Raw genomic sequence first — 15,641 nt, 5'->3', positions numbered from 1 at the left:
ATCCGGTGAAGGAGACCCCATGTCCGAACGCTTCGACATCTACGCCCCCATCCACAAGGGCCTCCGCCTCGGCTCCGCGCGCATGCTGGAGCGCCTGGGCCGCGCCGACTGGGCCGATCCCGCGGAACGGGCGGCGGTGCTGGCCGAGCTGCGCGACCAGCTCGGCCTGGGCCGCGAGCATATCGAGCATGAGGAGGCCGAGCTGCATGACGCCGTGCGCGGCCATGCCCCCACCCTCGCCAAGGCGCTGGACCATGAACACCAGGAGCACCTGCTGGCCTTCGAGCGGCTGGAAGCCCTGATCCATGACGTGGAGACCGCGCCCGAGGCGCGCCGCGCCCGCGCCGGCCATGCGCTCTACCTCGCCTTCTCCATCCATTTCGCCGAGGACATGCTGCACATGGCGCATGAGGAGCATGACGCCATGCCGCTGCTGCAGGACCACTACTCGGACGAGGCGCTGATGGCGATGGATGCGCGGATCGTGCAGACCATCCCGCCGGAGCGCATGGGGGACTATCTCCGCCTGATGATTCCGGCCGCCACGCCGGAGGGACGTGCCGCGCTGCTCGGCGCCATCCGCCAGGGCGTGCCGCCAGAGGTCTTCGCCGGGATCCTGGATGGCATCGCCCGCCCCAGCCTCAGCCCGCGCGAGTGGCGGCTGCTGGAGCAGGATCTGGTCCTGCCGGCCTGAGGCGACTCGCGGGAACCGCCTGCCTTCCGCTGCGTTCGCCCAGCGCCTGCTCAACGGAAGGCCCGCCATGTCCCTTCGCCGCATCCTCCTCGCCGCCTGCGTCGCCCTGGGCGCCGGCGCCGCCCAGGCCCAGCCCGCGCCGGACACCCTGGCGGCCATCCGTGCCCGGGGCACGATGGCCTGTGCGGTTTCCACAGGCGTCGCGGGGCTTTCCCTCGCGGATAGCCAGGGGCGCTGGACCGGGCTGGACGCCGATTTCTGCCGCGCCGTCGCCGCCGCCGTGCTGGGCGATCCGGATAAGGTGCGCTTCGTGCCCACCACGCCGCAGACGCGCTTCACCGCGCTGCAATCCGGCGAGGTGGACCTGCTCTCCCGCAACACGACCTGGAGCTTCGCGCGGGATGTCGGCATCGGCCTCGCCTTCCCGGGCGTGCTGCTGCATGACGGCCAGGGTTTCATCGTGAAGCGCGAGGCGAATGTCGCCTCGCTGAAGGAGCTGGACGGGGCGACCATCTGCATTCAGCCCGGCAGCACGACGGAGCTGAACCTGGCGGACTGGGCGCGCTCCAACAATTTCCGCTTCACGCCCGTGCTGATCGAGAACTACCAGGAGGTGCAGCAGGCCTTCTTCTCCGGCCGCTGCGACAGCTACACCACCGATCTCTCCGGCCTCACCTCCATCCGCGCGGGACAGGGCGCGCGCGCGAATGACTTTGTGATCCTGCCCGATGTCATCTCGCGCGAGCCGCTGGGGCCCATGGTGCGCAAGGGCGACTGGCGCTGGTTCGACGTGGTGAAGTGGACGCTCAACGCCCTGATCGCCGCGGAGGAGCAGGGCATCACCCAGGCCAATGCCGAGGAGCGGCGGCAGGACCCGAATCCCGAAGTGCAGCGGCTGCTCGGCACTTCCGGAGAGTTCGGCCAGCAGCTCGGGCTGGAGCGGGACTGGGCGCTGCGGGCGATCCGCGCCGTGGGAAACTACGGGGAGATGTGGCAGCGCAACCAGGCGCCGCTGGGCGTGCAGCGCGGGCAGAACCGGCTGGCCCGGGATGGCGGGCTGATGTGGTCCCCGCCCTTCCGCTGACCCGGCCGGCCAAGGCTTGCCGCGTCGCGCGCTTGCCCCATGATCCGCGCCCTGTTCCGAAAGGGTGATGACTCATGGAATTCCAGGGCAAGCGCGCGGTGGTGATGGGCGGCAGCCGCGGCATCGGGCGGTCCATCGCGCTCGCCTTCGCCAGGGCGGGTGCCTCAGTCGCCATCTGCGCGCGGGGCGCGGGCGCGCTGGAGGAGACGCGGGCGGAGATCGCGGCACATGGGGTGAAGGCCTTCGCCGCACCCTGCGACCTGGCGGACGAAGGCGCGATCGCGCGCTTCGTGCCCGAGGCCGCGCAGGCCCTGGGCGGCATCGACGTGCTGGTCAACAACGCCTCCGGCTTCGGCCGCGCGGATGACGAGGCGAGCTGGGCCATCTCCCTGGCCGTGGACGTGATGGCGGTGGTGCGGGCCAGCCACGCCGCCGAGCCCTGGTTGATGGAAGCCGCCGGGCACGCACCGCTTGCGGCGAGCATCGTCAACATCGCCTCCATCTCCGCCCTGCGGGCGACGAAGCGGAACCCGCCCTACGCGGCGGTGAAGGCAGCGGTGATGCAGTACACCACGAGCCAGGCGCGCATCCTGGCCGCCAAGGGCATCCGGGCGAATTGCATCGCGCCGGGCTCGATCGAGTTCCCGGGCGGCACCTGGGAGAAGCGGCGCCAGGACGACCCGGCGCTCTACCAGGCCACGCTGTCGCAGATCCCATTCGGACGCATGGGCCGGCCCGAAGAGGTGGCGGAGGCCGCGCTGTTCCTCGCCTCGCCTCGCGCCAGCTGGATCACGGGGCAAAGCCTGGTGGTGGATGGGGGGCAGCTTCTGGGGGCCTGACGTGGCTCCCGGGGAGAGGAAGAAGGAATTCTTCCTCTCCCCGGACCCCTCACCATCATCTTCTTTTAGAAGTTTGGAAAAGCTCGGCTGACGGTGCGCCTCCGGTCGAGGACCGGAGGCGACTGCAAGGGCAGGATGGGGGAGAAGAGACCCCGTGTTGCACCGTATCCGCGGCAGCCAGATGGGGTTCCAAGGGCCTCAGGCCCTTGGCGGGCGAGGTCCGGAGAGGGCAAAGCCCTCTCCGGGAACCAGCCGCCAGGGATCAGTCGAGCGTCGCGCCGGACTCCTCGACCAGACGCTTCCACAGCTGGTCCTGCTGCTGCAGGTACTGGTTGTAGGCGGCCGGCGTCTCGTCCCAGATCGGGGTGAAGCCGAGCGGCTCCATGCGCGTCTTGAAGTCCTCGCTCTTCGCCACCTGGACCAGCGAGGAATGCAGCTTGTCGATCACGGCCTGCGGCGTGCCCGCGGGCACGTTCACGGCATACCAGCTCTGCATGTCGATGTTGGAATTGGGGAGCAGCTCCTTCATGCCGGGCACGTCCTTCAGCTCCGGCACATAGGAGATGCGGTCCGCGCTGCCGACCGCGAGCGCGCGGAAGCGGCCCTCGCGCACATGCGGCATCAGGGCCGGGATCACGTCGAACATCATGTCGATGTTGCCGGCCACCAGGTCGGCGATGGCGGGGCCGCCGCCACGATAAGGCACATGCGTGACCTCGATGCCCGCGGCGCGGCTCACCGTGGACATGGTGATGTGGCTCACCGTGCCCGTGCCGGAGGAGCCCATGGTGATCTTGCCCGGATCCTTCTTCGCGGCCGCCACCAGATCGGCGAATGTGCGCCAGGGGCGCTGGGCATTCACCACCAGCAGCACCGTGCCGGTCGTCACGCGCGTCACCGGCGCCAGGTCCTTCAGCGGGTCCAGCGGCATGGAGCGGCGGAAGAGATACTTGTTCGCCGTCAGGATCGAGACCGAGCCGAGCAGGGCGGTGTAGCCGTCCTTCTCCGCCTTCGCGACCGCGTCGGCGCCGATATTGCCGCCGGCACCGCCGCGGTTCTCCACCACGATGTTCTGGCCGAGGATGGGCTGCAGCTTCTCGGCCAGCAGGCGGCCGGTGATGTCCACGGCGCCACCGGGCGCGAAGGGAACGACGAGGCGGACGGGCCGGTTGGGATAGGCGGCCTGCTGGGCCAGGGCCGGGGAGGCAAGGGGCGCCATGGCGAGCGCGGGAACGGCCCCGAGAAGGGCACGACGAGTCTGGGGCAAGAGAATCTCTCCGGATTCGTGAAGCGGGGGTCATGTCGGCCCGCAAGGCCTCCAGGGCAACCCCATTCCGGCAGGAGGCCTGCCGCAACCGATGCCGCAGCCGGGAGCTTACGCGGCCGGGGGGTTCCCCGGCCCCGAAGGATCCCGCGACATGACGCCGCCCAGCCCGACCATCCCCCATCCGCGCCCGCCGAGCCTGAACAGCTCCCTCACCCGCAACATCCGGGCCCTGGAGGAGCGGCGGAAGCAGGAGGCGGCAGCGGCCCCGCGTGAGGCGCGGCTGGCGGCGGCGATCACGGGCTTCACCGGCAGCATGCGGTTCGTCTATCTCCACCTCGTCCTCTATGGCGGGTGGATCCTGGCGAATACGGGGCTGGTTCCCGGCATTCCGCGCTGGGATCCCTCCTTCGTCATCCTGGCCATGCTGGCCTCGGTGGAGGCCATCTTCCTGTCCACCTTCGTGCTCATCAGCCAGAACCGCATGGCCGAGGCGGCGGACCGGCGTGCCGACCTGGACCTGCAGATCAGCCTGCTGACCGAGCATGAGCTGACCCGGCTATCGGATCTGGTGGTCGCCATGGCGGAGCGCATGGGGATCCATGCGGCCGCCGACCCGGAACTGCAGGAGGTCCGGCAGGATGTCGCGCCCGAGGCCGTGCTGGACGAGATCGAGGCTCATCAGGAACAGGAGGCGAGCAGCCGGTGAACGAGAAGGAGGGCCGCCCCTGCATCAAGATCTGCCGTTATGAAGACGCGAGCGGCTGGTGCCTGGGCTGCGGCATGACCAAGCCGGAAAAGAAGGCCTGGAAACGCGTGCCGGGCTACCGCCCCGCCATTCTCCTGGCCCTGGAGGCACGGCTGGATGCCCTGGCCGCCGAGGGCCATCCCACCGGCCCCGCCGCCGGGGGAAAGCGCGGCTGACCGGTCCTATCGCCGCGCGGACAGCGCGTGGATGAGCACGGCGGCCGCCACGGAGACATTGAGGCTTTCCACCCGCCCTGATCCGGGCAGCGTGACCTGGGCATCGCAGGCCGCGGCCGTCCTCTCGGAAACGCCGCGCTCCTCATTCCCCAGGACCAGCGCGACGCAGGGCGCCGGCGGCAGCTTCTCCGGCGCCACCCCGCCGCTGGCCACGGCGGCCACGGTCATCACGCCCAGCCCGGGCATGATGGCCGGGAGTTCCGGCGCGGACCAAAGGCTGAGCACCTCCAACCCGCCCTCGCTGGTTCGCCAGGCAGCATCGGAGAGGCCGGCCTGGCGGGGATCGCCCGAAAGCACCATGCCGATGCAGCCGAAGAAGGCCGCGGAACGGGCGATGGCGCCGAGGTTATGGGGGTTCGAGACGCCATCCAGCACCGGCAGCACCGGCGCGGTGCGGAGCGCCGGCGCCAGCGGCAGGACGAGTTGCGGCACGCGGCGACGGGCGGTGATGGCCACGATTCCACCGTGATGCACCGTGCCGGCCACCCGGGCCAGCTCCTCCTCGCCCAGTTCGCGATAGGGCTTCCGGGCCTCGGCCAGCATGGCGCAGAAGGGATTCGCCTCCCGCCTGCGGGAAGGCAGGTGGAACAGGCGCAGCACGTCGCGCGGCCGGCGGGCGAAGACGGCGGAGACCGCCGCCAGGCCGCAGATGCGGTCCGGCTCCGGGGGCCGGGGCGGCCTGGGGCCGGCATGGGGGGCGCGTTGCATGGGCGCATCCACACCACCGGGCCGGGGCGGGTCAACCCGGCAGAACAGAAGCGGGCGATACCCTTCCCCTCCTGCCACTGCCCGTGGCAGGTTCTGCCCCTTTCATAGGCATAAGAGAGAAGAACATGGCCGGCGTCTTCTGGCACAAGGGCACCTGGACCACGGAAGAGCCGAAGGTGCTCGGCCCGATGGACCATGCCTTCTGGCTGGGATCCGTGATCTTCGACGGTGCGCGCGGCATCCGCGGGACCGTCCCCGACCTCGACCTTCACTGCAGGCGTTGCGTCCAGTCGGCCCGCAACATGCTCATGGAACCCACCATGACGGCCGAGGAGATCGAAGAGTTGTGCCGCGAGGGCGTGCGGCGGATGGGCCCGGAGGCGGAACTCTACATCCGCCCGATGTTCTTCGTGCGGCAGGGCCTGGGTGCCGCGCAGCCGGACCCGAAGACCACCGAGTTCATTCTCTCGGTCTATGATTCGCCGATGCCGCCCGCGAACGGCTTCTCCGCCATCACCGCCCCCTTCCGGCGCCCCTCAGCCGACATGGCCCCGACGGATGCGAAGGCCAGCGCCCTCTACCCCAACTCCGCCCGCGCCACCGCCTGGGCGAAGGAGCGGGGCTTCGACATGGCCGTGGTGCTGGACGCGGACGGGAACGTGGCGGAATTCGCCGCCGCCAACATCATGCTGGTGAAGGACGGCGTGGTGATGACGCCCAAGCCCAACGGCACCTTCCTCGCCGGCATCACCCGGGGGCGCGTGATGGACCTGCTGCGCAAGGCCGGGCGCGAGGTGCGGGAGTGCATCGTGACCACCGACATGCTCGAGACCGCGGACGAGATCTTCGCGACCGGCAATTTCGGCAAGGTGCAGCCCTGCACGCGCTACGCGGAACACCATATGCAGCCCGGCCCCGTCGCGGCCGAGGCCCGGCGCCTTTACTTCGAGTTCGCCGAGCAGAGCCGCATTCTCCCGAAGGCGGCCTGAGCGCGCTGTCCCTGGGCACGTGCGCCTTGCGCACGCGTCCAGGGAACCTGCCCGCTGTCCCGTCGTTTGCTGTGGCACCGAAGCCACGGATGAAGCAGGGGATTGGGCCACAGGACATGCCGAGGGATGACAGCCTCCCCGCCGCGACGCGCGGCAGGCCCGAAGCGACCCGCGCCCGCGCCGCGCTGATCGGCCTCTCGGCCATCCTTCTCCTGACCATCGGGTATTTCATCTACCGCCAGGTCGCGGTGGTGCCGGGCACCGCGCAGATGATCGTCGTCAGCAAGGGCGGGGAGGTCACGCGCATCCTCGGCCCCGGGCAATGGGGGCTGATCAATCCCTGGAGCCATGGCCGGACCGTGTATGACATGGCCGTCCGTGCCGCGGACCGCTCCGCCCCGGATGCCGGCATGCCGGCGCTGAGCGCGGAAGGGCACCCGATGACGGTGTTCGGCACCGCCTTCTGGCATGAGGGCGCCGAGGAGGACCTGCGCTGGCGCTTCTCCCATATCCGGCCCGAGCCGGACCTGCTTCCGGCGCTGATGTCGGCTTCCGTCCAGGCCGTGATGGGGAGCCGCCCGATGGATGAGATCATCCGGGAAACCGGCACGGTGCAGACGGCGCTCACCGAGGATCTTCGCCGCCGTGCCCGCGAACTCCTGCGGATCGAGATCCGCGAGTTCGTGATCACCCGGATCGACACCGGGGAAAGCTACCGGGCGGTGGTCGCGGAGCGGGAGATCGGCCGGGCCCGCGCTGCGGCGGTCGCCGCTTCCCCGGCCGTTGCGGGGAACAACGAGAATGCTGTGGAGGTGGAGATGATCCGCCGATGGGACGGGCGCGGCGTGATCCCGGAATCGATGGAGCGCCGCGCTCCCCGGCGGGAGCGCTGAGGCGGGGCCCGGCCTCAGGCCTTCCGCCGCGTCCGGACCGGCGGTTGGTCCGTATCGCCGGCCAGCAGCTCCTCCAGCATCGCGCGGTCCGGTGTCCTGCCGTCGCGGGCCCTGAGCGCGCCCGCGGCGGAGGCGAAGCGCAGCGCCTCCTCCACCCCCTGCCCCTCGGCGATGGCCAGCGTATAGGCGCCGTGGAACACGTCGCCCGCGCCGGTGGTGTTGGTCGCCTCCACCGGGAAGGCCGGGCGGGTGGCCGCCCGCTCCATGCCCGGGCAGCGCCAGTCCGTGCCCTTCTCCCCCAAAGTCACGGCGGCAAGCGCCAGCGGGCCGGTCGTCAGGGCCCGGGCCAGCCCCTCCTCCGGCGGCAGGTTCGGAGCGAAGATGGTGAGGCCGGTCTTGGCGAAGATGACATGGTCCGCGAGTGGCACGAGCTGGCGCAGCACCCGCTCCTCGCTCTTCTCGGCGTCCAGCGCGCTGGCCAGGCCCCTGGCGCGCGCGGCGCGGAAGGCGAGCTCCGCCGCCTCCGGCCAGCGCGGATCGCAGAGCAGGGCCCCTGCTTCGGCCAGCCGCTCCAGCGGAAGGGCGGAGGGGTCGGTGGGCAGGCGCTCGCCCCGGTAGGTCACGATGCTCCGCTCGCCGCGCTTGTCCACGATCACGGCAGAGAGCGGGGTGCGTGCGCCCTCCGCCATGACGAGGCCGGAGGCATCCACCCCCTCGGCCTCCAGCACATGCCGCAGCTCCTCACCGGCCTCGTCACGGCCGACGCGACCCCAGAACAGGGCTGCGCCGCCGAGGCGGACCACCGCGATGGCCGCATTCGCCGCCATCCCGCCCACGCTCGGCGCATAGCCCCGGGCGGTGGTCTTGGAGGGGGGTGGCTCCACCTCATCGACGCGGAAGGTATGGTCGGTCACCACCTGCCCGACGCAGACCACCACCGCCTTCTTCCGCTCCCCCTCCCGGCCGGACCCCCAGGACGCCATGCGTGACCCCTCTTCCCTGCCCGGCTGGCTCGCCGCGCGAATCCTGCACATCCGGCCCGAAGCCATGGTCCTCGACAAGCCGGCGGGCCTGCCGCTCGATCCCGGGCGCCGGGGGGGCAACGCCTCCCTCGTGGATTGGCTGCCCCTGCTGCAGCTGGGCAAGCGCCATCTGCCGCAGCCGGCGCACCGGCTGGACACGGACACGGCGGGCTGTCTCGTGCTCGGCCGCACCAAGCCGGCCCTGGCCGCGCTTGGCGCACTCTTCGCCGGGCGCCTGGCCGAAAAGGTCTATTGGGCCGTGGTGGCCGGCCGCCCGCCGCAGGAGGAGGGCATCCTGGATCTTCCGCTGCGGAAGGTCAGCACACGGGAAGGGGGCTGGCGGATGGAACCCCACCCGGAAGGCCAGCCCGCCCGCACCGCCTGGCGCCTGCTCGGCAGCAGTGGCGGGAGGGCCTGGCTGGAGTTGCGGCCTGCCACGGGGCGGACGCACCAGTTGCGCGTTCACTGCGCCTCGCTGGGGTGCCCCATCCTGGGCGACCCGTTCTATGGAACCTCCGCGCCCGGCGGAATGCATCTCCTGGCCCGGAGCATTCTCCTGCCGCTTGGACCGGAGATGGGAGGCGTGCTGAAGTCCGAAGCTCCCGTGCCGCCCGAGATGCTGCCGGCGTTCCGGCAATGTGGGAGCGCCACCGACTTCGTCACGGAAGTTTGACGCTGCCCCCCCGGCCCTGCCACACCACCCGCGTCAGGGATGGGATTCGATGCCTGGGAAGTCCTACGGCGCGAAGCTTCCCTCAGAGCCCATGAGTGCCGAAGCCACGTGCGGAGTGAAGGGGGACATGCCCGGGCCGGATGAGGAATCGTTGGCCGCGGCCGGCGCCTCCCCCATGGAGGAGGCGGCCCTGCCGCCGCGCTGGACCTTCAGCCAGCGCCTGGCCGTCGTCTATGGGGCGGTCTCGCTCGTCATCCTGCTCTGCGCCGGGATTTTCACTTGGTGGCAGGCCGAACTCCTCTCCGCCCGGAACGAGGAACTGGCTGTGGCCGAGACTCGCCGGATGGCCGAGCGGGTGGGCAGCGCCCTGGCCCAGGCCCGCCAGGGCGTCTCCGTGCTCGCGGTGGCGGACCCGCTGGCGGAAGGCCCGGAGGCCTGCGAGAGGCAGCTGAATGCCGCCCATCTGACGATGGACGCCATCGTGCGCCACCTGTTCGTCGTGGGGCCCGGGCACCGGATCGTCTGCTCCACCCTGCTCAACGCCACGGGGTTTCATACCGCCTCATCCCTCATCAGGACCGCCGAGCTGACCGGGCGGCCCGTGACCGGGCTGCTGAGCGAATCGGAGCTGGGGCTTGGGCGCGTGATCGGCGTGGCCCACCCGCTGCGGAACGAGGGCCGCCCGGCCGGGGTGGTCGGGGCCGCCGTGTCGGTAGAGGAGCTGCGGAACCTGATCCGGCCGCAACTTCCCGCCATCCCCGGGCTTCGGGTTTTGCTGACCGATTCGAACGAGGCGCGGGTCAGCCTGACCGATGACGGCGAGCCGATCCCTCCCCCGCCGCCCACGCTGACTACCTCCTTCATCACGCCGGAGCGGCCGGATGCGGGCGTCGCGACGGACCGGGGCACCGCCTTCATCCAGGCGCGGGTGACGGACGACCTCCTCCTCGTCGCCACGATGCCGGAGCAGGCGCTGCGGGCCGGCGCGCCGCTGGAGGTGGCGTTGCCGCCACTCCTTCTTGCCCTTGTCCTGCTCGGCGGCATGGGGGCGCTGTTCTGGTCGGTGCAGCGCTTCGTCGTCGCGCCGCTGGAGGCGGCGACGCGCCGGCTGGAAGCGCCGGACGGGGCCATGCCCGGACCGGAGACGGAGGATGCCGCCTCGGATGTGGCGGACCTGATCCGCCGCCTCGGCGCCACCCGCGCCACCCGCGACGAGGCGATCCTGCTGCGGGACATGCTGTTGCGTGAGGCGCACCACCGCATCAAAAACCACCTCGCGCTGGTCGCTTCCTTCCTGCGGCTGCAGGAGCGGCAGCTCTCCGATCATGCCGCGCTGCAGGCGCTGCGCGCCGCCCAGGGGCGGATGATGGCGATCGCCAAGACCTATGAACTGCTGCATGACGGCCCCGGAAACCTCGTCGCCCTGGACCAGACGCTGGAGCGCTTCGCCCGCGCGCTGGCCGAGCGGGACATGACCGAGGGCAACGCGGCGCAGGTCCAGGTGGACCTCAAGCCGCTGGAGGTGCCGGCGGATGTGGCGGTGAAGGTGGCGCTGGTGGTGAACGAGCTGGCGACCAACGCCCTGAAATACGCCTTCATCGGCCGCGCCCCCGGCGAGGTGCGGATCGTCCTGCGCCCGGAGGGCGAGGGCGGCTTCACCCTGAAGGTTTCCGACAATGGATCGGGCCTGCCCAACGCGCATCGGCGCGGCCTGGGGATGACCGTGGTGGACAGCCTGGTGCGCGGCATCGATGCGCGCCTGGATCGCCTGCCCGGGCCGGGAACGAGCTTCCTGATCACCTGGGTGCCGCGGACCACCCCCGCCAGCGAGACCTGAACCGGGCCACGCCTAATCGTTGGCGCGCACCCTGATCGGGGCGCTCGCCGCGGTGCCCGCCGCGTCCAGCACGGTCACGCGATAGAAGCCCGGGCCGGGTGGGACCCATCCGGCCTCCCGCCGTGCCCCGCCTTCCGCCACGGGAACGCCATCCACCAGGAAGGTCAGGGGCCGGCGCCCGCCCGCCGCGCGGATGGTCAGGGCGCCGGGCTCGATCACCGCGCCTGCCGGGGGAAAAAGAAGACGGAGAGCGTCCAGGGGCGCCGGGGCCGCCACGGGGCGAGGCCCGGCCGCACCGGCTGGAAGGGGGCGGGCCGCGGCGGGCAGGATTCCGAAGGCGCGCGCCAGGATGGGCAGGGCATGGCTGCGCCCGGTGGCGCCGGGAATGGCGGTGCCATCCGGGCGGCCCACCCAGACTCCGGCAACATGGCGGGCATCGAACCCCACCGCCCAGGCATCGCGCCCGCCCCAGGAAGTGCCGGTCTTCCAGGCGATGCCGGCCGGGCCGCCACCCGGGAAGGGCTGGGTGAGGATCGCGGCCACGGCCTCGGCGACCTGGGCACGGACCACCGGCTCCTCCCCGGCGCCCGCCGGGCCTTGCAGGGCCCGCAAAGACCCGGCCCGCCCACCATCCCCGAGAGCCGCGGTGACACCCACCAGCTCCCGCAGGGTTATGCCGGCGCCACCCAGCGCGAGCGGAAGGGCGGCCCCGGCCCCGGGTGGCAGGCGGGGCGGCGCGCCCAGGCGCTTGAGCGCGGAGGCGAAGCGGATAGGCCCCAGCGCCTCCATCAGCGCGACGGCCGGCAGGTTGAGCGACTGGCGCAGGGCGGAAGCGGCCGTGACATGGCCGGAGAATCCCCTGGCGAAGTTCTCGGGCGCCCAGTCCCCGAAATGTCGGGGCAGGTCCTCCATCACCGTGGAGGGGGTGGCGAGGCCGCGGTCGAAGGCCATCGCGTAGAGCAGCGGCTTCAGCGCCGATCCGGGGGAGCGCACGGTGCGGGTGAGGTCCAGCGCCCCGGCCCGGCCCTCGGCCAGCCATTCGCCGCCCACCACCGCGCGCATCTCCCGGCTGCGCAGATCGGCGACGACGATGGCGATGGATGCGCGTTCGGGCAGCCCGGGAAGGGCTTCCCGGACCAGCGCCTCCATGCCGCGCTGCAGCCCGGCGTCCAGCGTGGTGCGGATGGGCGCCGGCCCGGCATCCCGCGCTACCTCCCGTGACAGGTGCGGCGCCAAGCCGGGCATGGCGCGGCGGATGGCGGGGGCGGCCTCGGCCAGGGCCGCACGGCGCTCGGCCTCGGGCAGGGCGGGCGCGGCGCGGCGCAGCAGAACGGCATTCCGGGCGGCAAGGGCGGCGGCGGGGTGGCGGTCCGGCCGCAGCGCCTCGGGGCGGCGGGGCACCGCGACCAGAAGGGCGGCCTCGGCCACGCCGATGCGCTCCACCGGTCGCCCGAACCAAGCGAGGGAGCCCGCCCGCACCCCTTCCAGGTTGCCGCCCATGGGAGCGAGGGTGAGCCAAATGCGCAGCACGCCCGGCTTGCCCAGGCGCCATTCCAGCTGGGCGGCGCGGAAGGCCTCGATCGCCTTGCTGCGCAGGGTGCGGGGCCTGGGTTCCAGCAGGCGCGCCGCCTGCATGGAGAGAGTCGAGCCGCCGGAAACCACCCGCCCGGCCCGTATCCATTGGAAGGTCGCGCGACCCAGGGCTATGGGATCAACCCCGGGATGCCAGCGGAAGCGCCGGTCCTCGGCCGCGATCAGGAGATCGACCAGATGGCCGGGCACATCCTCAGCCGCCACGGGCAGGCGCCAGACGCCGCCCGGTGCCGGCAAGGCGGAGAGGACACGGCCCTCCCGGTCCTGCACCACCCGCCCCACTGTCTCCAGCCGGGGAAGGTCCGGCGGGAGGAACCGGTCGGCCAGGAGAAAAGCGCCGAAAGGCGTGGCAAGTGCCGCGAGCAGCCCGGCCGCGGCCAGCGCCAGGCGTCTTCCCCTTCCCTGCCCTTCGCGCCGCAACGCCGCGCCTCCGCCCGATCCCCGGTCACTCTCCTTATGGCGGCGCGCAGGGGCAAGCCCCGCGTGGTCAGTCTTCCCGGCTGCGGAAGGTGACGACGCGGTAGATGTAGAGAAGGACGAGCCCTCCCATCACGACATTGGAGACCGGGTTCAGATAGGCCTCCACCTTCTCGTAGCCATCCTCCAGCACATAGCCGAGCCCGGCGAGGAAGCCGCACCAGATGGCGGTGCCGGCAGCGGTGAAGGCGATGAAGGAGGGCAGCGGCATGGCCGCGATCCCGGCCGGGATGGAGATGAGGGTGCGGACCGCCGGCACGAAGTGGCAGAAGAACACCGCGCCGCGCCCATGCCGCTCGAACCAGCCCGTGGCGCGGTCCACATCCTCGGACGAGAGGGTGATCCAGCGGCCATGCGCCCCGGTCCAGCGGCGCAGCCTGTCCCGGCCGATGCGGCGCGCGACGAAGTACCAGAACAGCGCGCCGAGAACGGTGCCGACCGTGCCCGCCAGCACGACGAGGAAGATGTTGAGCTCACCCCGCGCGGCGGTGAAGCCGGCGAGCGGCATGATCAGCTCCGACGGGATCGGCGGGAACAGGTTTTCCGCCAGCATCAGGAGGGCGATGGCAATGTAGCCTCCGCCCTGCACCAGGCCCGTGATCCAGTCGAACATGCAGCCTCCGCCTCCGGTCCCGGGCGCAACGCATGAAGCCGGGTGAACGCCTCCATCCTCACATCCCTCTCGCCGTCACGTGAGGCTAGGCCGCGGCCACCACCTCGGCCGCGGGGCGCTTCACGAGGGCGACCAGCACCGCCGCGACCACCGTGCCGATCGCGATGGCGGCGAGATACATCGCCACGTTCCCCACGGCCCCCGGGATGAGCAGCACGAAAAGCCCGCCATGCGGCGCGCGCAACGTGCAGCCGAACAGCATGGAGAGCGCGCCGGTGACGGCGCCGCCCACCATCATCGTCGGGATCACGCGCAGCGGGTCCCGCGCCACATAGGGGATGGCGCCCTCGCTGATGAAGCAGAGGCCGAGCACGCCCGTGGCCTGCCGCGCCTCGATCTCGGAGGCGACGAATTTCCGCGGCGCGATGAAGGTAGCCAGGGCGAGGGCCAGCGGCGGCACCATGCCCGCCGCCATGGTCGCGGCCATCGGCCCAAAGCTGTTGGAGGCGAGCAGGCCGACCGTGAAGGCATAGGCCGCCTTGTTCACCGGCCCGCCCATGTCGAAGCACATCATCGCCCCGAGCAGGGCGCCGAGCAGCACCGCGTTGGTGCTGGACATGCCGCCGAGCCAGGCGGTCAGCCCATCCATGATCCCCTTCATCGGCGCGCCGACGACATAGACCATCAGCAGCCCCGTCACCGCCGTGGCCAGGAGAGGAATGACCAGCACGGGCATGAGCCCCTGGATGCCTTCCGGCAGCTTCAGGCGGTCCGCGATCAGCTTCGCCGAATAGCCCGCGATGAAGCCCGCCACGATGCCGCCGAGGAAGCCCGCGCCGAGCTGCGAGGCCAGCAACCCTCCGATCAGCCCCGGCGCCAGGCCGGGCCGGTCCGCGATGGAATAGGCGATGAAGCCGGCGAGCACCGGCACCATCAGCAGGAAGGCCGCCCCGCCGCCGATCTGCATCAGCGCCGCCGGCAGCGTGCCCGGCTCCTTGAAGGCCTCGATGCCGAAGACGAAGGAGAGCGCGATCAGAAGCCCGCCCGCCACCACCACCGGCAGCATGTAGGACACACCGGTCAGCAGGTGCTTGTAGGGGCCGGACTGCACCTTGCCCGTCCGAGCCGCCGGTGCCGCTGCGCGCGGCGTGTCGGCCGCGGCGGGCGCCTCGGTGGCCAGCGCGGCCTCGATCACGGCGGGCGCCTTCTTCAGCGCCGAGCCCGTATCGGTCTGGTACAGCGCCTTGCCCCGGAAGCGGGAGAGGTCCACGGCCGTGTCGGCGGCGATGATCACGGCATCGGCCTGCGCGATCTGTTCGTCGCTCAGCACGTTCTTCGCACCGACCGAGCCCTGGGTCTCCACCGCGATCTCATGGCCCATCGCGCTGGCCTGGCGCTTCAGCGCCTCGGCCGCCATGAAGGTGTGGGCGATGCCCGTGGGACAGGCGGTGATGGCGACCAGCCGCTTGCCGCCGCTTCCCGGCGGCGTGGTGATGGGGGCGGTGGCCGCGCCCGGGGATGGGTGGGCGGAAACCGCCCCCGCCGCGACTGTCCTGGCCCCATCGGCCGGCGCCCCGGCAGGCGCGCGGATCACCGGGGCGGGCACGGGCGGAATGGCCGCCGGGGCCGGCGCCTCCATCTTCCCGCCCAGGGCCAGGGCCGCATGGATGGCCGCGCCCGGATCACGGATGGCGGCGGCCGTGCTCGTCACATGCATGCGGCGGCTGCCCAGCGGGCCGAGATCCACCGGCCGGTCCGTCGCCAGCACCACGCCATCCGCCGCGGCCATGGCGGCGTCATCGGCCCAGGCGGCGGCTCCGGCCGAGGGATCGATGGCGCGCGCCTCGATATCATGTCCCAGCAGGGCCGCCTGCTTCTTCAGCGCCTCGGCCGCCATCACCGAATGCGCGGTGCCGGACGGGCATGCCGTCAGGGCCAGGATCCTGCTCATCTCTCGTTCTTCTCCTTGCC

General features: G+C 71.7%; 15 protein-coding genes. 9 read left to right on the top strand and 6 right to left on the bottom strand.

Annotated features, from left to right (window positions below; translation table 11 throughout):
- Positions 1-19 precede the first annotated feature (19 nt).
- The 3 genes from J8J14_RS15265 (at position 20) to J8J14_RS15255 (ending at position 2,617) form a co-directional block, all read left to right on the top strand.
- Positions 20-694, top strand: a complete 675-nt coding sequence (locus J8J14_RS15265; protein ID WP_209380400.1) for a hemerythrin domain-containing protein — start codon at positions 20-22, stop codon at positions 692-694.
- 67 nt (positions 695-761) lie between these two features.
- Positions 762-1,778: an amino acid ABC transporter substrate-binding protein gene (locus J8J14_RS15260; protein ID WP_209380399.1), complete on the top strand. Its 1,017-nt coding sequence runs from the start codon at positions 762-764 to the stop codon at positions 1,776-1,778.
- Between the two features lie 74 nt (positions 1,779-1,852).
- Positions 1,853-2,617 (top strand): SDR family NAD(P)-dependent oxidoreductase, encoded by a 765-nt coding sequence (locus J8J14_RS15255; RefSeq protein ID WP_209380398.1) that lies wholly within the window; start codon positions 1,853-1,855, stop codon positions 2,615-2,617.
- Positions 2,618-2,879: 262 nt separating this feature from the next.
- On the opposite strand, the gene J8J14_RS15250 is transcribed toward J8J14_RS15255, so the two are convergent.
- The gene (locus tag J8J14_RS15250; protein WP_209380397.1) at positions 2,880-3,884 is read right to left on the bottom strand and encodes a Bug family tripartite tricarboxylate transporter substrate binding protein; all 1,005 of its coding nucleotides are present in this window, start codon (positions 3,882-3,884) and stop codon (positions 2,880-2,882) included.
- 151 nt (positions 3,885-4,035) lie between these two features.
- On the opposite strand from J8J14_RS15250, the gene J8J14_RS15245 reads away from it, so the two are divergent.
- Both J8J14_RS15245 and J8J14_RS25010 read left to right on the top strand, forming a co-directional pair.
- Complete coding sequence (locus tag J8J14_RS15245; RefSeq protein WP_209380396.1) at positions 4,036-4,590, top strand: DUF1003 domain-containing protein; 555 nt, start codon at positions 4,036-4,038, stop codon at positions 4,588-4,590.
- Positions 4,587-4,805: a DUF1289 domain-containing protein gene (locus J8J14_RS25010; protein WP_209380395.1), complete on the top strand. Its 219-nt coding sequence runs from the start codon at positions 4,587-4,589 to the stop codon at positions 4,803-4,805. The genes J8J14_RS15245 and J8J14_RS25010 overlap by 4 nt, the downstream gene beginning before the upstream one ends.
- Positions 4,806-4,811: 6 nt before the next feature.
- On the opposite strand, the gene J8J14_RS15235 is transcribed toward J8J14_RS25010, so the two are convergent.
- Complete coding sequence (locus tag J8J14_RS15235; RefSeq protein ID WP_209380394.1) at positions 4,812-5,573, bottom strand: TrmH family RNA methyltransferase; 762 nt, start codon at positions 5,571-5,573, stop codon at positions 4,812-4,814.
- Positions 5,574-5,698: 125 nt separating this feature from the next.
- Between J8J14_RS15235 and J8J14_RS15230 the strand changes: the two genes are divergently transcribed.
- Together J8J14_RS15230 and J8J14_RS15225 are read left to right on the top strand one after the other, a co-directional pair.
- Positions 5,699-6,562: a branched-chain amino acid aminotransferase gene (locus tag J8J14_RS15230; RefSeq protein ID WP_209380393.1), complete on the top strand. Its 864-nt coding sequence runs from the start codon at positions 5,699-5,701 to the stop codon at positions 6,560-6,562.
- 116 nt (positions 6,563-6,678) lie between these two features.
- Positions 6,679-7,455: an SPFH domain-containing protein gene (locus tag J8J14_RS15225; RefSeq protein ID WP_209380392.1), complete on the top strand. Its 777-nt coding sequence runs from the start codon at positions 6,679-6,681 to the stop codon at positions 7,453-7,455.
- A 14-nt stretch (positions 7,456-7,469) separates the two neighbouring features.
- Here J8J14_RS15225 and J8J14_RS15220 read toward each other — a convergent pair whose 3' ends face one another.
- Positions 7,470-8,438, bottom strand: coding sequence for a PfkB family carbohydrate kinase (locus tag J8J14_RS15220; RefSeq protein ID WP_209380391.1), 969 nt, complete (start codon positions 8,436-8,438; stop codon positions 7,470-7,472).
- Between J8J14_RS15220 and J8J14_RS15215 the strand changes: the two genes are divergently transcribed.
- Positions 8,437-9,150 carry an RluA family pseudouridine synthase gene (locus J8J14_RS15215; protein ID WP_245215817.1) on the top strand — a complete coding sequence of 238 codons (714 nt, stop codon included), beginning with the start codon at positions 8,437-8,439 and terminating at the stop codon, positions 9,148-9,150. The genes J8J14_RS15220 and J8J14_RS15215 overlap by 2 nt on opposite strands.
- Positions 9,151-9,277: 127 nt before the next feature.
- Positions 9,278-10,987, top strand: coding sequence for a sensor histidine kinase (locus J8J14_RS15210; RefSeq protein ID WP_209380390.1), 1,710 nt, complete (start codon positions 9,278-9,280; stop codon positions 10,985-10,987).
- Positions 10,988-10,999: 12 nt separating this feature from the next.
- On the opposite strand, the gene pbpC is transcribed toward J8J14_RS15210, so the two are convergent.
- The 3 genes from pbpC to J8J14_RS15195 all read right to left on the bottom strand — a co-directional run bounded on the left by pbpC (position 11,000) and on the right by J8J14_RS15195 (position 15,621).
- Positions 11,000-13,000: a penicillin-binding protein 1C gene (pbpC, locus tag J8J14_RS15205; protein ID WP_209380389.1), complete on the bottom strand. Its 2,001-nt coding sequence runs from the start codon at positions 12,998-13,000 to the stop codon at positions 11,000-11,002.
- A gap of 67 nt (positions 13,001-13,067) precedes the next feature.
- The gene (locus J8J14_RS15200; protein WP_209380388.1) at positions 13,068-13,670 is read right to left on the bottom strand and encodes a DedA family protein; all 603 of its coding nucleotides are present in this window, start codon (positions 13,668-13,670) and stop codon (positions 13,068-13,070) included.
- 85 nt (positions 13,671-13,755) lie between these two features.
- Positions 13,756-15,621, bottom strand: a complete 1,866-nt coding sequence (locus tag J8J14_RS15195) for a fructose-specific PTS transporter subunit EIIC (protein WP_209380387.1) — start codon at positions 15,619-15,621, stop codon at positions 13,756-13,758.
- Between the last annotated feature and the right edge of the window lie 20 nt (positions 15,622-15,641).

It is taken from the genome of Pararoseomonas baculiformis (assembly GCF_017813395.1).
In the GTDB taxonomy this organism is placed as follows: Bacteria; Pseudomonadota; Alphaproteobacteria; order Acetobacterales; family Acetobacteraceae; genus Roseomonas; species Roseomonas baculiformis.
This window is presented reverse-complemented; position numbering and strand designations above follow the sequence as displayed.

Coding starts and splice junctions, on each gene's coding strand:
- J8J14_RS15265 (WP_209380400.1), top strand. CDS start 20: ATGTCCGAACGCTTCGACATCTACGCCCCCATCCACAAGGGCCTCCGC.
- J8J14_RS15260 (WP_209380399.1), top strand. CDS start 762: ATGTCCCTTCGCCGCATCCTCCTCGCCGCCTGCGTCGCCCTGGGCGCC.
- J8J14_RS15255 (WP_209380398.1), top strand. CDS start 1,853: ATGGAATTCCAGGGCAAGCGCGCGGTGGTGATGGGCGGCAGCCGCGGC.
- J8J14_RS15245 (WP_209380396.1), top strand. CDS start 4,036: ATGACGCCGCCCAGCCCGACCATCCCCCATCCGCGCCCGCCGAGCCTG.
- J8J14_RS15235 (WP_209380394.1), bottom strand. CDS start 5,573: ATGCAACGCGCCCCCCATGCCGGCCCCAGGCCGCCCCGGCCCCCGGAG.
- J8J14_RS15230 (WP_209380393.1), top strand. CDS start 5,699: ATGGCCGGCGTCTTCTGGCACAAGGGCACCTGGACCACGGAAGAGCCG.
- J8J14_RS15225 (WP_209380392.1), top strand. CDS start 6,679: ATGCCGAGGGATGACAGCCTCCCCGCCGCGACGCGCGGCAGGCCCGAA.
- J8J14_RS15215 (WP_245215817.1), top strand. CDS start 8,437: ATGCGTGACCCCTCTTCCCTGCCCGGCTGGCTCGCCGCGCGAATCCTG.
- J8J14_RS15220 (WP_209380391.1), bottom strand. CDS start 8,438: ATGGCGTCCTGGGGGTCCGGCCGGGAGGGGGAGCGGAAGAAGGCGGTG.
- J8J14_RS15210 (WP_209380390.1), top strand. CDS start 9,278: ATGCCCGGGCCGGATGAGGAATCGTTGGCCGCGGCCGGCGCCTCCCCC.
- J8J14_RS15200 (WP_209380388.1), bottom strand. CDS start 13,670: ATGTTCGACTGGATCACGGGCCTGGTGCAGGGCGGAGGCTACATTGCC.
- J8J14_RS15195 (WP_209380387.1), bottom strand. CDS start 15,621: ATGAGCAGGATCCTGGCCCTGACGGCATGCCCGTCCGGCACCGCGCAT.